The organism is Olsenella sp. CU969 (genome assembly GCF_905219715.1).
GTDB classification, from domain to species: Bacteria; Actinomycetota; Coriobacteriia; order Coriobacteriales; family Atopobiaceae; genus Granulimonas; species Granulimonas faecalis.
Genome location: NZ_CAJMXC010000045.1, coordinates 1 through 14,939, shown reverse-complemented (window position 1 = coordinate 14,939; position 14,939 = coordinate 1). Strand labels below are relative to the sequence as shown.

Sequence of the window (14,939 nt, the reverse complement as noted above, 5' to 3'; positions counted from 1 at the left end):
CCGACGCCCCCGCGGCGACCGCACCCGCCGCCGCGGGGGCGTCGGGGCCGGGCAGCGCGCCCGGGGGGCCGCAGACGCCAAGGCCAAGACCGCCAAGGCTGGCAAGGCCGCCAAGACGGCGGGGACCCCCAAGGCGTCCAAGGGCGCGTCCGCCGCGGCCAAGGCCGGTGCGGCCGTCGCCGGGGGGGCGCGCTCCGCGGCGCAGCGTCTGACGGCGGCCGTGACGTCGGCCCGGCGCGGCGGCGACTCCCCGTCCCGGGCCCGCCGCGGCCGCACCTCCCCCCAGGAAGGTGCCGACGGGCAGCCGGGCAAGGGGCGCCTCCCGCGTCCGTCCCGCCGCGCCCTCGCCGTGCTCGCGGTGGTCGTGGTCGCCGTCGTGGCGCTTTACGGGCCGGTGCGGGACCTCTACATGGCCAAGCGCAACAACCAGATCATCCAGGACGTGCTCGCCGAGATAAACGCCGAGAACGAGGCCGTGGAGAAGCGCGCCCGCGACCTCACCACCGAGCAGGGCATCGAGGACGAGGCCCGGCTCCACGGCTACGTGAAGGAGGGCGAGGAGGCCGCAACGGTCTCCGGCCTCCCCGGTGGGCAGGGGGGCGAGGCCGTGCCCATTCCCGAGGACGTCCGGGCCGCCGTGCTTGCCCGGGAGGACCCTTGGNACATCCAGGCCCTCGACCGACTCTTCTTCTACCAGAAGGGGGACCAGAACCATGAGTGAGACCCGCCGTGTGGGCGTCATANACATCGGNACCGTCACCGCCCGCGTGGGCATGGCCGACATCCGGGACCATGTGGTCCTCTCCATCGTGCGCGAGAGCCGCATCTGCAACCTCGGNGAGGGGGTGGACGCCGCGGGGCTCATCTCTCCCGACGCCATCGCCCGCGTGCTCGAGGCCGTGGACGGCTTCATCGCCTTCCTGCGCGACCACCGCTGCGACGTCGTGGGGTGCTTCCTCACCTCCTCGGCCCGGGACGCCCGCAACGCCGACGAGCTCCTGGACGCCCTGCNCGCCCGCGGCCTCGCGCCCGAGGTGCTCACGGGAACGGTGGAGGGGGCCCTGGCGTTCCGCGGGGTCGCCCAGGCCTTCGACTGCCACAGCATGGCCGTGGCCGACATCGGTGGCGGCTCCACCGAGCTCACCTGCGGCGGCCGCACCGACGACGGGCTCGTGGTGGACTGGACCCACTCCTTCGACCTGGGGGCGCGTCGCCTGACCGAGCGGTTCCTCTCGCGCAACGACCCGCCCTCCCGCGACGACCTGGTGGCCTGCTGCTGCGAGACCCGCATGGCCTTCGAGGCCCAGATGCCTTGGATGGAGGGGGCCCTGGCCCACCCCGACATCCTCANCGCCACCGGCGGCANCGTGACGTCNCTGTCCGCCATGAGGTTGGGCCTGGAGNCCTACGACAGCGCGGTGGACCAGGGCTCCGCCCTCACCGTGGAGGAGGTGGACGACCTGGGCGCCCGCCTTGCCGCCATGACCGAGTCCCAGAGGGCCCGCATCCCGGGTCTCCAGCCCAACCGGGCGCCTGTGNTCCTGGGTGGCACGCTCCTGGTGGGCGAGCTCATGAGGGCCAGCGGCTTCAGGGAGCTCACGGTGAGCGACTTCGACGGCCTCGCCGGGGCCTGCATGGCCGTGGAGAGGTCCCGCGACGGGACCCCGGGCCNCGTGGNNTTCCTGCCCGCCACCGTGGGCCTCGCCGANCTCGTGGAGCCATAAAGGATTAGGATGGTTCAAGGACGGGGGCGTGGCGGAACGGTAGACGNANGGGTCTTAAAAACCTCGGCCTTCACGGCGTGTGGGTTCGAGTCCCACCGCCCCTACCACCTCGGTGCCGCGACGGCGGCGCCGCAGGGACGAGAACCTCTCGGCGGCCCCCAGGGACGCCTTGGATATGAAAGCTGAACGCCCATGAAGCGCATCCTCCTGGCCTGCGGGTCCGGGTTCGCCACCTCCACCGCCGTCCGTGCCCGTCTGGAGCGGTTCCTCGACTNCCACGGTTACGAGGGCGCCTACACCATCCGGCAGTGCAAGATCGCCGAGGCNCCGCGCCTCTCGGCCGGGTTCGACTTCCTCGTGNCCACCATGATGGCGCCGCAGCACCTGGAGTGCCCCTACGTCAACGGGGTCCCGTTCCTCCTGGGTGAGAACATGGCCGCCTNCGAGCGAGCCGTCCTCGCCCTGATGGGGTAGTAATCCCCTGACAGGTACGTCGTCCCGCCGGGGCGTTCGATCGAGGAGGATCGTGATGAAGGTAGGCAAGCTGGTCGCGGCAGGAATGCTCACCCTGGCCCTGGCGGGCTGCGGCGGGGCGCCGGCCGCACAGCCGGCGGACGACGCGGCCGCCTCCTCNACCGAGGACGCCACGGCCANGGANCCCGCGACCTTCGGCCACGACCAGTACGGCAACGTGGGGGAGGGCACGGCCTACTTCTCCTGCGACGAGGGCACCACCGAGGATGGCGGCATCCCGCACATGGCCGTCAACCCGCAGAAGCTCCACGCCCAGGTGTCCGTGGTCACCGAGGGCATCCCGGTCGACAGGACCACCTACGTGTTCGTGNATGGCGATCAGGTGCNGGCCGNGCCCATGGAGAACGGCGTCCACGCCCTGGACCTCACCGACGGCCAGCTCTCCGACGGCGAGCACTCCGTCGAGGTGGTGCAGTTCTCCGACAACAAGACCTCCGGCACCGTGACCTTCTACCGCGTGGGCCGCTACTTCGTGGGCTAGGGCGCCCGAGGCCGCGCCACGACATCGACCAAAAAACAAGGCCGGAGGGGTTCACACCCTCCGGCCTGCTGTTTTCCTATGGTGCCCCCAACGGGACTCGAACCCGTGTTCCCGCCTTGAAAGGGCGGTGTCCTCGGCCGCTAGACGATGGGGACGTCGGCGCGCGATTGCCAAGTATAGCAGCATCGCCGCGCCCGGCCGCAGCCCGAAGGCTACCAGTCCATGCCGTTGGAGCGGGCGAAGGCCACGGCGTNGTCGAGCACGCCCGGCTGCTCCGAGGCCCAGTTGACGAAGTCGGGGGCGTCCACCACCACCGGATCGGCCTCGTGGNCGGCCAGCACGGCCTCCTCGAACGACCCCGGGACGAACTCCGGGCGGCACGGGAGGTAGGTCTCCACGTANGTGGGGCGCAGAAGCGCGTAGGCCGCGCCCTCGTTGAGGGACCTGAACCCCGCGAGGGCGCGCCGAGCCGCCGGCAGGCGGTCGAGTTTGAAGAGCAGCAGCGTGCGGGCGAGGTTGGTCCAGGCGCTGCCGCGGCGCCCCAGGCGGGCGTCCAGCTCGTTGAAGCCCTCCTCGTCCTCCAGGCGTGCCAGGGCCAGCGCCGCCGTGCCGCCCATGCCCAGCTCGTCGCCGGGCATGACGTCCAGGAGCGACCTCGCGCACCCCAGCGCCATAGAGACGTTGGCGGCGTCGAGCGCCGTGACGGCCAGGGCCGCCCGCACCCTGAGGGCGGGGTGCCGGAAGACGTCGGCCCACGCGTCCACGGGGTCGGTCGCCTCGGCCGGGGCCTCCGCGCCCAGGCTCCCGTCGAGGGCGCGGAGGGCCGTGACGTGCTNCAGGGCGTCGGCCTCGGTNGCGAGCAGGCGGATGAGGGCGGCGTCCGTGGCGTCGGGGTCTATTGAGAGGGCCTCGTCGCACGCGGCGCAGAGCCTCTCCAGTCGCCGTGCCCGTGAGGCCATGTACTCGTCGTCGCTCAGGAACTCGTCGTCGGCTGAGGCCTTGGCGAGGGCGGCCTGGGCTTGGGCCACCATGGCGAAGGCGCGGTCGGCCGGGTGGTCCACGAAGGAGTCCACGTCGGCCGCCACGGCCCCCATGAGCTCCTGGCGCGCCCCCTCGCTCATGGGGCCGTGCTCCTGGAGGTAGCGGGCGGCCACGCGCTGGGTGAGCTCGCCGTACCAGTCCACGGTCAGCCCCTCCAGTCGGTCACGGCGTCCTGGGTGCGCCCGAGGCTCATCTCGTCGGAGATGCGGGCGCTCACCACGGAGGGGTCGGCAGCCACGAAGGAGCCGAGGGCGCCCATGCCCTTGAGGTCCACGCCCTCCTGGAACACCACGCTGCTCTCGCTNNCGGCGNGCACGAGCTCGTCGTTGGAGTAGGGCNCCACCNCCANGCGTNCGAACACGCCGNCGGGGAGCTCGCTCTGGGAGGNGAGGACCATGCCGGCGTGGGGGTAGCCGTCGAGGAGCGCCTGGAGGTGGCGGTGGGCCCCCTGGCGGTCACCCCGGCGGGCCGCGAGGGCCATGGAGGCGATGAGGAGCCAAGCGTCCGGCGCCGGGCGGTGGGGGACGTTCCGTGCCGCGTGGTCCGCCAGGGCCTCGAGCCCATCGGCGTCCTCGAGCTTGGCGAGGGCGAGNTAGGCGGTGAAGCGGGCGTCGGCGTGGTCCTTGGGGTCCATCTCCAGGACCTCCCGGCAGAACTCCAGGCTCTTGCGGTAGCGGCCGCAAACGAGGGCGCGGGCCGCGAGCGAGGCGAGCCAGCGGTAGAGCGGGTACGAGACGAGCCGCGCCTCGATGTCGGCGACGGTGCGCCCGGAGGCGAGCGCCTCGTTGCGCCGGGCGAGGGTGCGCCCGCGCACCTCGTCGACGTTGTCGACGAGGAAGCGGTAGTGCTCCTCGAAGCTCGGGCACTCCTGGGCCGCGAGCATGCGGCGGGCGTCGTGGCACTCGGGGTCGAGGGAGACGGCCTCCTCGAGGAGCGACCGGGCCTCGGCGACGAGGCCGGCCACGTCGCCGTCCTCGGCGAAGGGCAGCTCGCGGTCCACGAGCTCGGAGGCGCGCGCCACGAGGTGGAAGGCGCGGTCCTGGTCGGTCTGGGGAAGGGAGTCGTGGTTCCATGCGAAGCGCCGGCGGAACGCGGCCGCCGCGCGCGTGGCCGTGTAGGCGTCGCCGATCTCCTGCGTCCTGGCGAAGCGCAGGCTCAGCCTGCGGTACTCCTCCTGTGCCGGGTCGAAGGCCATGGTCACCCCCTTTGAAATCCTAAAAAAGAGCCACAGCGCCACCACTATAGCAAGGGTTCCATCGATACCCGTCGGCCGGACGACCCGTGTTCAGGGTTGAAAAGGACCTGTGAAATGGCAGGACCGGGCCGTCGTGAGCGTCGACGGCCGTCGATCTTGTTGACCTCTTTTCAATGGTCAACTACTTCGTTTTTCTAATCAAAACTACCGTCCACGCTTCCAAAACTACCGCTCGCCTTGCAGAAATCTTCAATGATTTTCTCAGGTGCCGTTCAATGGTCGCAACGAGAGGGGCGGCGCGGAGCCAGTCGCGGACCCCGCACCACTCGGAAGGCGCCGCCCCGCGGCGAGAGTAGAGAGTAGGAAGAAGAGAGGAGTACGCATGGCTGAGCACTACGACATCCTCGCGTGCACGGGCTGCCCCACCGGCATCGCCCACACCTTCATGGCCAAGGAGGGCCTCGAGCAGGCTGCCAAGGCCAAGGGCCTCACCATCAAGGTGGAGACCCACGGCCAGGAGGGCGTCAAGAACGCCATCACCGCCGAGGACATCGCCAACGCCAAGGCCGTGGTCATCGCGGCCGACGTCAACGTCGACGAGGGCCGTTTCACCTCCAAACCCATGGTCATGGCCNGCGTGACCGCCGGCATCAAGGACCCGGCCGGCCTCATCGACCGTGCCCTCGTGGCCAAGCCCGCCAACGCCGGCGCCTCCGTGCCCTCCGACGAGGAGCTGGCCATGGACAACCACGGCTTCGAGAAGGGCGGTATCGGCCAGGAGATCTACAAGCACCTCATGAACGGCNTCAGCCACATGCTGCCGTTCGTGGTGGCCGGCGGCGTCCTCANCGCCGTCTCCTTCCTCTGGGGCATCACGAGCTTCGACTCCACCGCGGCCGACTACAACGCCTTCGCCGCCATGCTCAAGNCCATCGGCGGCATCGCCATGAACCTCATGGTGCCCGTGCTCGCCGCCTACATCGCCGAGTCCATCGCCGGCNGTCCCGGCCTCGTGCCCGGCTTCGTGGCCGGCATGATCGCCNTCACCGGTCTGCCCGTCAACNCCGAGACCGGCCTCATCGACGCCGGCGGCGCCGGCGTGGGCTTCGGCTTCCTCGGCGGCATCATCGGCGGTTTCCTCGCCGGTTACGTCATCGAGGGCCTCAAGAAGGCCTTCTCCCGCCTGCCCGAGAACCTCAACGGCCTCAAGGCGATCTTCCTCTACCCCCTGTGCTCCACCCTCATCACCGGCCTCGCCATGCTCGCCATCTCCGGCCCCATGGTGGCCATCAACGAGGGCATGATGGGCTTCCTTGCCAGCCTGCAGACCGCCAGCCCCATCGTCCTCGGNCTCGCCATCGGCTGCATGTGCGCCTTTGACATGGGTGGCCCCGTGAACAAGGCCGCCTACGTCACCGGCACCGCCCTGCTCGGCACCGGCCTCGCCGCCGGCGTGGGCACCCCCGAGTACGTCTCCGGCACCGCCTTCATGGCCGCCGTGTCCGCCGCCTGCATCGCCCCGCCCCTGGTGACCACCTTCGCCACCGTCGTGGGCCGCAAGTACTTCACCCAGGAGGACCGCGACGCCGGCCTGGTGAACTTCATCCTCGGCTGCACCCACATCACCGAGGGCGCCATCCCCTTCATGACCAAGAACATCTGGCCCGTGATGCCCATCATGATGCTCTCCAGCTCCATCGCGGCCATCCTGACCCTCATGCTGGGCGTGCACGTCCCGGCCCCCCACGGCGGCTTCCTCGTGCNCCCCGTGGTCGAGAACCCCATCGCCTGGATCGGGGCCATCCTGATCGGCTCCGTGGTCGGCGGCATGCTCTTCGTGCTCTTCAAGAAGTCCCAGTACGACCGTGAGCGCCGCTCCGAGGGCGTGGGCACCGGCACCACCCCCAACGCCGCCTAACCCCGGACGGCCAGCACCACCCGCGAGACCCCAGGGCCCGGCATCACCCGTATGCCGGGCCCTCTTCTATAGAAAGGAACGCCTCCCGTGATCCACACCCTCACCACCAACCCGGCCATCGACATGAACGTCACCACCAACGACGGCGCCCTCGTGCCCGACGCCGTCAACCGCGNGGGGGCCGCCGACTACTCGCNCANCGGCAANGGCCTCAACGTGTCGTTCACCCTCGAGCACTACGGCTCTCCCTCCTGCATCCTGGGCTTCTTCGCCGGCTTCACCGGTGACTACATCGTGGAGGGGGCCCGCAAGGTGTGTCCCGTGGAGCCCGTCTACGTGGAGGGGACGACCCGCATCACCGTGCTCGTGCGCGCCGGCGAGGTGGAGTACACCANGCCCGGCGCCNGTGCGCCCGTGCCCCCGGNGAAGCAGGACGAGATGCTCGAGCTCGTGCGCGCCCTGCCCGACCTTACCTGCCTGGTNGTCTCGGGGTCCCTCTCGCCCCTCATGGACGGCGGCTTCTACGACCGCCTGCTCGACGTCCTCGAGGAGCGCGGCGCCGAGTTCGTGCTCGACGTCTCCAGCGCCCACCTCAAGAGCCTCGTGGGACGCGGGCCCCTGCTCATCAAGCCCAACGACGACGAGCTCCGCGACATCTTTGGCCTGGACGTCGCCGACGACGCCAGCGCCGTGGCGGCCCTCGACGAGGTGGTGGCGGCCGGCGCCAAGNACGTGCTGCTCACCATGGGCGGCAAGGGGGCCTACTTCACAGACGGGGAGGGCGTGTGGAGGTGCGGCGCCGCCAGGATCGAGCCGTTCCAGACGGCCTGCGCCGGCGACGGCACNCTGGGGGCGTTCCTGTCGGCCTGGTACGACGACCGCTCCAACGTGGAGGGTGCCCTCGTACGGGCCATGGCCACCGGCGCCAACGTGGCGCTCTGCCCGGGGCTCGGCGACTTCGCCCGCGTGGACGAGCTCGCCTCCCAGGTGAGCGTGGAACGCATCCGCTAGGCCTCGAGGCCGGAGAACTACTGATTGTAATCCTTTGGACCATGGGCAGACCCGTGTTTTCGGCGAACCGCTTTTCACAGGCGCCCCCCACTGAGGGATATAAACTATCGCCCTGATGCGGTCCGTGCGGGCCGCACGGCCGAGGCTTCATCGGGCGCCCGGCGCCCGTCATCTTGCAACCGGGGGCAACAGGCGCCCCCACAGCGATTGGGAGGATTCACCCATGGCTCAGTTCACCCTGCCCCGCGACATCTTCCATGGCGAGGGGGCCCTCGAGCAGCTCAAGGGCCTCAAGGGCTCCAAGGCCGTCATCGTCACCGGCGGCGGCTCCATGCGGCGCGGCGGCTTCCTCGAGCGCACCGAGAAGTACCTGCAGGAGGCCGGCATGGAGACCCTGCTGTTCGAGGGTGTCGAGCCCGACCCCTCCGTCGAGACCGTCATGCGCGGCGCCGCGGCCATGACCGAGTTCCAGCCCGACTGGATCGTGGCCATCGGCGGCGGCAGCCCCATCGACGCCGCCAAGGCCATGTGGGCTTTCTACGAGTACCCCGACGTCACCTTCGAGGACCTCTGCATCCCCTTCAACTTCCCCACCCTGCGCACCAAGGCCAAGTTCTGCGCCATCCCCTCCACCTCCGGCACCGCCACCGAGGTCACGGCCTTCTCGGTGATCACCGNTTACGCCAAGGGCGTCAAGTACCCGCTGGCCGACTTCAACATCACCCCCGACGTCGCCGTCGTGGACCCCGAGATCGCCTACACCATGCCGGCCAAGCTCTGCGCCCACACCGGCATGGACGCCATGACCCACTCCATCGAGGCCTACGTCTCCACCGCCGCCTGCAACTTCACCGACGCCGACGCCGTGTGGTCCATCGAGCTCATCCACGACTGGCTGGTCAAGTCCTACGAGGGCGACAAGGNGGCCCGCCGCCAGACGCANGACGCCCAGTGCCTGGCCGGCATGGCCTTCTCCAACGCGCTGCTCGGCATCGTGCACTCCATGGCCCACAAGACCGGCGCCGCCTTCTCCGGCGGCCACATCATCCACGGTGCGGCCAACGCCATGTACCTGCCCCGCGTGATCCAGTACAACGCCCGCGACCCGCGCGCCGCCGAGCGCTACGCCGACATCGCCCGCAGGCTGCACCTGTCCGGCGACACCACCGAGGAGCTCGTGGCCTCCCTCGTGGCCGAGCTGCGCCACATGAACGACGAGCTCAACATCCCGCAGGCCATCAAGTACTACGGCGAGGGCGGCCTGCCGGCCGAGACCTCCATCATCGACGAGGCCGAGTTCCTGGAGAAGCTGCCCCAGGTGGCCGAGCTCGCCATCGGCGACGCCTGCACCGGCTCCAACCCGCGCATCCCCACCCAGGAGGAGATGGAGAAGCTCCTCAAGTGCGTCTACTACGACATCGACGTGGACTTCTAAGGGGAGCGGCCCTACACTGGCCCCAAGGCCGGGCGGCACGCCCGGGGTAACGGATGCGAACCCGTCATCATCGCCCCAACGGTGATGGCGGGTTTTTCTGTGGGAGGGATCTTCATGGGGAAGGCCGCGGGCAACCGCTGGGCCGTGCTCGGCACGGTGGCGATCATGTCGTTCATGTCAACGCTCAACGGGTCCACCGTCAACGTGGCCATGCCCTCCATCCAGCGGGAGCNGGGTGTGGCCATGGACTCGGTGCAGCTGGTGTCAACGGCGTACCTCTTCGTCATNTGCGCCGTCATGCCCGTGGTGGGCGCCCTGGGCGACCGCCTGGGCAAGGTCCGGTTCTTCGAGGCGGGCGTGCTCGTGTTCACGGTGGGCTCCCTCCTGTGCGGCCTCACCCAGGGGCTCGTCCCCCTCATCGCCGCCCGCGCCGTGCAGGCCGTGGGGGCCGGGTTCGCCCTCGCCACCAACATGGGCATCGTGACCGAGGCGTTTCCGTCGGACGAGCGCGGCCGCGCCCTGGGCGTCGTGGCCACGGCGGTCTCCCTGGGCCTCATGTGCGGCCCCACCGTAGGCGGGTTCGTGGTCACCACGGCCGGCTGGCACTGGGTCTNTCCCATGAGCGTGCCNTTCGGCGTGCTCTGCCTGGTGCTGGGCCGCATGACGCTGCCCGACGACGCCCCCGCGCCCTCGGACCGGCCCCTCGACACGCCCGGCGCCGTCCTCGTGGCCGCGGCCGTGCTCGCCCTCACCTCGGGCCTCACGTTCGTGACCACGCNCCCGTCACCGGCCACCGTGGCTCTCCTCGCCTGCGGGGCGCTCCTGCTATGCGCCTTCGTCGTGCGCGANCGCCGGTGCGCCGACCCCCTGATCTGCCTCGACAGCTTCCGCANCCCGGCGTTCGACGTGAACCTCGCCACCATGTNCGCGAGCTTCCTCGCCGTGGGCATGAGCGAGTACATCGTGCCGTTCTATCTGCAGGACGCCCGCGGGCTCGACGCCGCGGCGGCGGGCCTGGCCATCATGGTCATGCCGGTGGTCTCGGGCATCCTCGGGCCGGTGGCCGGCGCCCTGTCGGACCGGGTGGGCTGCGGGCGTCCCACGGCCGTGGGCCTCACGGTCTACGCCGNGGGCCTGGCCGCCGTNGCTTTNCTCGGGCTGTCCACGCCGCTCTGGCTCGTGGTGTGCGTGCTCGGCCTCGCCAGCGTGGGGGTNGGGCTNTTCCAGGCCCCCAACAACTCCCTCGTCATGGGCAGCGTGGACGAGGGCCAGCTGGGTTTTGCAAGCTCCATCGCGGCGNTTTTCAGGACCCTGGGCATGGCCCTGGGGGTCACGTTCGGCTCTGCCGTGCTCTACGGGGCCATGGGGCGGGCGGCAGGCGCCCCCCAGACCTCCTTCGAGGCNGCCCATCCCGAGTGGTTCATGGCGGGGTTCCAGGCGGTGTTCTGGGTCTTTGCCGCCCTGGTGGCCGCGGGTGCCGTGCTCACCTGGGCCGTCNTGGCGCGCGACCCGGCCCATGAGCGGCCCGNCGAGCGTCCCTAGGGTCGCGGCGGCCTGTCGGGAATCGGCTCCGCCAAAAAAGGAGATGGCTTCGAGCCCNCGATCATGGCCCTTGAGGGCCATGATTTTTTNGCTTATTTTGGGTTGCTTTATTATTATCTGAAAGTGAGAATAAAGTATGTGTCGATAATCCTGGATCCATCGGAGGCGAAACGATGCTCAAAAGACCCGCTTCCTGGCCCTTCAGGGTCGCCGTCCTGACCCTTGTTGCCCTCTCCGTGGCACTCTCCCTCCTCCCGGCCGTACCGGCACGGGCGGCGGTCACAGCGGAGGAGCTGGCCTCCCACGTGGTCCCGGGCCTCGACCCCGAGAGCNCCACGGTCAACCTCTTCAACTACAGCGCCGGCGCGACCGGCGCCGGTGCCATGGNCGGCACCGACACCCTGGGCACCACCGGCAGTGCCACGCCCAAGGTCAACTACGACACATGGCTCGCAAACCCTGACTCCATCAACTACGGGCGCCTGCTCCTGTTTGGTGACGGCATGCGTCACCTCGGCTACTGGAACCAGGGCCTCGTGGAGAACTACNGCCAGATCGCCCGCGAGAACGCCGGCATGCAGGGCATCGTGGAGCCCGCGCTCTCCGCCACGGGCTTCCCCGTGGTGAGCGCCTCCCCCGAGAGCGGCCTCGACGTCAACGACGGGTCCTACAGCGACGCGACGGGCGACACCGCCTGGGTGAAGAACCAGTCGTTCTACGGCAACGCCGGCCCCCTCTACATCTCCAACCTCACAAACACCGCCGACAACGGCCTCTTCCACCCGGTATGGGGCCGCAACATCGACCGTGTGGTCCAGGCCCAGGCCCTCTCCGTGGCCAACGGCACCGGCAACGTGAACTTCTCCGGGATCGGCAACGACCCCGACCCGAGCACCGCCGCCATCAAGACGGCGCTCGAGAACAGCTCCGTGGTGAACTTCAAGGACGGCGAGGGCTACGATCTCCCGGAGTCCGTGCGCTCGCTCCAGTACCTGTTCGACCCCGACCAGGACTGCGCCGGCAAGGAGTCCTACAAGAACGTCACCGGTCTCTTCCAGATGGACGACCAAGGCTACTACTTCTACAACATGCGCCGGAACTTCGCCGAGTTCACGGCCGACCCCACCGAGGACAGCGCCGGCCACTTCACCCTCTACGACGCCCCGGCGGGCCTGCGCACCGACGACAAGGGCTCNGTGGGCAACTTCTTCCCGTTCAACAGCGCCGAGAAGGCCTTCACCCTCGGTGCCGACGGCTCGCTCCAGAACGTCCTCAACGCCAACAACCAGGGCAACGCCGAGCCGGTGGACCACCACCTGGGTATGACTGTGGAGACCACCTTCCGCCAGCCCGTGGANGGCAAGGTGGGCGCCAACCCCATGACCTTCGAGTTCGAAGGTGANGACGACGTCTGGGTCTTCATCGACGACGTCCTCGTCCTCGACCTGGGCGGCATCCACTCCGAGGTCTACGGCACCATCGACTTCGCCACCGGCGAGGTGCACATGGGCCCTGCCTTCGACTTCCACGGCATCCCCGACGACCCGGCCGCCGCCGCCACGGACTCCACCACCATCAAGGCCGCGTTCGAGGCCGCCGGCCACGGTGACGCAGTGCGCTGGAACGGCGNCACCTTCGCCTCCAANACGAGCCACACCCTCAAGATGTTCTNCCTCGAGNGCGGNANCTACGACTCGTCCATCGCCCTGCGCTTCAACCTCCAGCCTGCCCTCTATCAGCAGATCTACAAGGTCGACCAGTACGGCAACCCCCTTGCCGGCGCCGAGTTCGACCTCTATGCGGTCAGGCCCTCCGACGGCACCGTCCCCACCCAGGAGAACTCCTCCACCTTCGGCCTCGACGACGTCGAGGTCGTGGGCGGCCCCCTCACGCACCTGGTCACCGACGATGACGGCGTGGCAGGTTTCGAGGACCCCNAGCCCCGGGCGACCCAGGCCCAGGCCGACCCCTTCAACTTCTCCGACCGCTACGACGCCGAGACGGGCGACGGCCTGCTCTACATCCTTCGGGAGACCAAGGCACCTGCGGGCTACAAGTCGACCCCCCAGGACCTGCTGCTGCGCTTCGAGCCGCAGTACACCATGCTCGTGGTCAACAATCGCTACCAGACCGGCGCCTACGCGAGCTTCATCAGCCGCGTCACCGGCAACAACGCCGAGGTCTACTACGGCCAGATCGGCGAGGACGGCGGCCTGGTCACCCAGATTCCCGGGTCCGACCCGGTGCCCGTGGCCGACCAGGCCGACGGCCTCGTGGTGGCGGTGCCGATGCTGCGCTCCACCACCCCTGCCGGNGAGGAGCGCTGGCTGCCCCTCTACGGCGATANCCTCACGGGGTTCCAGGCCGTGGAGTACTCCGAGGACCGGGTGGGCTACGAGGAGTTCAAGCGCCAGGCCCGCCAGGTGACCCTCCGGGGCGCCCTCATGCAGATGGCGGCCGTCCACAACGCCGAGCGTGACGGCACCCACGCCTCGGGCTGGTACTTTACCTGGGATGACGAGACCCAGAGGCTCCAGGCCCTCCTCGAGAACCTGCCCGGCCGGGCCGACCGCTACCTGCTCAANAACCCCGAGACCGGCGACATGCGCAACTTCTACGCCATCATCAAGCCCGACGCCTTGGCCCGGGCCCTCGGCGTGAGCCGTGAGACGGTGGCGGCCATGGACTCCTCCGAGCGCTACGCCGCTCTGGGGGCCAAGGTGGCCGAGACCCTCGACGCCGACGGCTCGGGCTCCCCGGACTCCCTCGTCGACGCCATCGACCCAGATCCCGAGGACTACCTCCAACGCGGCTACTGCTCCCTGGACATCCGCCAGTTCATCCGCGACTTCCGCTCGCGCATCTACATCCCCAACGAGCAGCGCGAGCTCCGCGTCATGAAGGTCGACCAGACCGGCACCCCCAGGAANGGCGCGGTCTTCGCCCTGTACGGGTCCCGGGCAGNTGCCGAGGCCAACGACCCGGCCCGGGCCCTGTCCCAGGGCACTACGGCCACCCTCGACGGCACCGACGGCATGCTTGTCTTCGAGCCCCACGAGGGCCACAAGGCCGCCGGGGACCACGGCGGCTACGGGGACATGACCTGGCCCGACACCCGCCACGACGGCGAGGCCCGCACCTACTACCTGCGCGAGGNCTCCGCCCCTGAGGGCTGCGAGCTCAACCCCCAGATCGTCGAGGTCCAGGCCGGCGTCTACTCCATCTACGCCGACGCCGGTGAGGCCGACGACGGCGTCACCGTCATGGCCGGCGTGGGCAAGCTCGTCCAGACCATGGTCAAGNACGCCTCCGACGGGGCCGTCAACATCACCCTGCGCGACATCACCGCCTTCGCCCAGGGTCAGCCCTCCGGCTCCTTCGCCATGGACGGATGGGCCGACACGGTGCTGCCGGGCACCGACGACCAGGTGCGCTCCCTGAACCTCCATTACGGCATCAACGCCGTGGTGGACTACGGCCTGTCCGACGAGGACGGCGGCAAGAACTACAGCCCGTTCTNCGTCACCGACACCGGCTACGTGCGCACCCGGGTGCAGGAGAACCTCCACGAGCACGACGACCCCGACGACCCGTTCTACTCCACCGCCGAGGCCGACGACCTGGGCGACATNGACATAACGGGGNTGTTCTCCCTCATCAACNCCGTGGTGGTCACCGACCGCGACCCGGCCCTGCCCGCCACCGGCAGCCTGGTGCTGTCAAAGACGGTGGAGGGCGACGGCCTTGCCTCCGAGGACTACCTGCGCAACTTCAACTTCGAGGTGCGCCTCCACGATAGCGACGGCAACGAGTTGACCGACTCCTTCCACTACTACGGCCGCGACCGGGCCGGCCTGGTCAGGAGCGGCGACGTGCTGCCCCTGCACCACGGCGAGGAGCTTGTGGTCCAGGGTCTGCCCGAGGGGTGCGTGGCCACCGTCACCGAGCGCGAGGCCAACGGGGACGGCTACTACACCTATCCGGCCTCCGGCACCCATGACGTGGTCGTGGAGGCCGACGGCACCCACCGGGCCGACTTCGTGAACGTGCGTGGGACC

At 69.6% G+C, this 14,939-nt stretch carries 8 protein-coding genes and 2 tRNA genes; 9 read left to right on the top strand and 1 reads right to left on the bottom strand.

Translation table 11 applies throughout. The annotated features are described in order from the left end of the window. The 4 genes from JX283_RS05675 to JX283_RS05660 all read left to right on the top strand — a co-directional run. The coding region (locus JX283_RS05675; protein ID WP_204829715.1) for a septum formation initiator family protein at nucleotides 1-721 on the top strand (721 nt) is incomplete at its 5' end. Then, nucleotides 714-1,724, top strand: coding sequence for a phosphatase (locus JX283_RS05670; protein ID WP_204829714.1), 1,011 nt, complete (start codon nucleotides 714-716; stop codon nucleotides 1,722-1,724). The genes JX283_RS05675 and JX283_RS05670, both read left to right, overlap by 8 nt. Nucleotides 1,725-1,746: 22 nt before the next feature. Beyond that, nucleotides 1,747-1,831: transfer RNA gene (locus JX283_RS05665), tRNA-Leu, on the top strand. Between the two features lie 85 nt (nucleotides 1,832-1,916). Continuing rightward, a complete protein-coding gene (locus JX283_RS05660) occupies nucleotides 1,917-2,198 on the top strand; it encodes a PTS sugar transporter subunit IIB (RefSeq protein WP_204829713.1) in 282 nt (93 codons plus the stop codon). Nucleotides 2,199-2,818: 620 nt separating this feature from the next. Here JX283_RS05660 and JX283_RS05655 read toward each other — a convergent pair. Further along, nucleotides 2,819-2,894 (bottom strand) — tRNA-Glu (locus JX283_RS05655). Nucleotides 2,895-5,357: 2,463 nt separating this feature from the next. Here JX283_RS05655 and JX283_RS05650 point away from each other — a divergent pair. The 5 genes from JX283_RS05650 to JX283_RS05630 all read left to right on the top strand — a co-directional run. Then, complete coding sequence (locus JX283_RS05650) at nucleotides 5,358-6,893, top strand: PTS fructose transporter subunit IIC (RefSeq protein WP_204829712.1); 1,536 nt, start codon at nucleotides 5,358-5,360, stop codon at nucleotides 6,891-6,893. A gap of 87 nt (nucleotides 6,894-6,980) precedes the next feature. Beyond that, nucleotides 6,981-7,904 (top strand): 1-phosphofructokinase family hexose kinase, encoded by a 924-nt coding sequence (locus JX283_RS05645; RefSeq protein WP_204829711.1) that lies wholly within the window; start codon nucleotides 6,981-6,983, stop codon nucleotides 7,902-7,904. A 223-nt stretch (nucleotides 7,905-8,127) separates the two neighbouring features. Next, nucleotides 8,128-9,339: an iron-containing alcohol dehydrogenase gene (locus tag JX283_RS05640; protein ID WP_204829710.1), complete on the top strand. Its 1,212-nt coding sequence runs from the start codon at nucleotides 8,128-8,130 to the stop codon at nucleotides 9,337-9,339. A gap of 84 nt (nucleotides 9,340-9,423) precedes the next feature. Next, nucleotides 9,424-10,881: an MFS transporter gene (locus JX283_RS05635; RefSeq protein ID WP_204829709.1), complete on the top strand. Its 1,458-nt coding sequence runs from the start codon at nucleotides 9,424-9,426 to the stop codon at nucleotides 10,879-10,881. 236 nt (nucleotides 10,882-11,117) lie between these two features. Further along, nucleotides 11,118-14,939 (top strand): fibro-slime domain-containing protein (locus tag JX283_RS05630; RefSeq protein WP_204829708.1); only part of this gene is annotated, 3,822 nt, incomplete at its 3' end.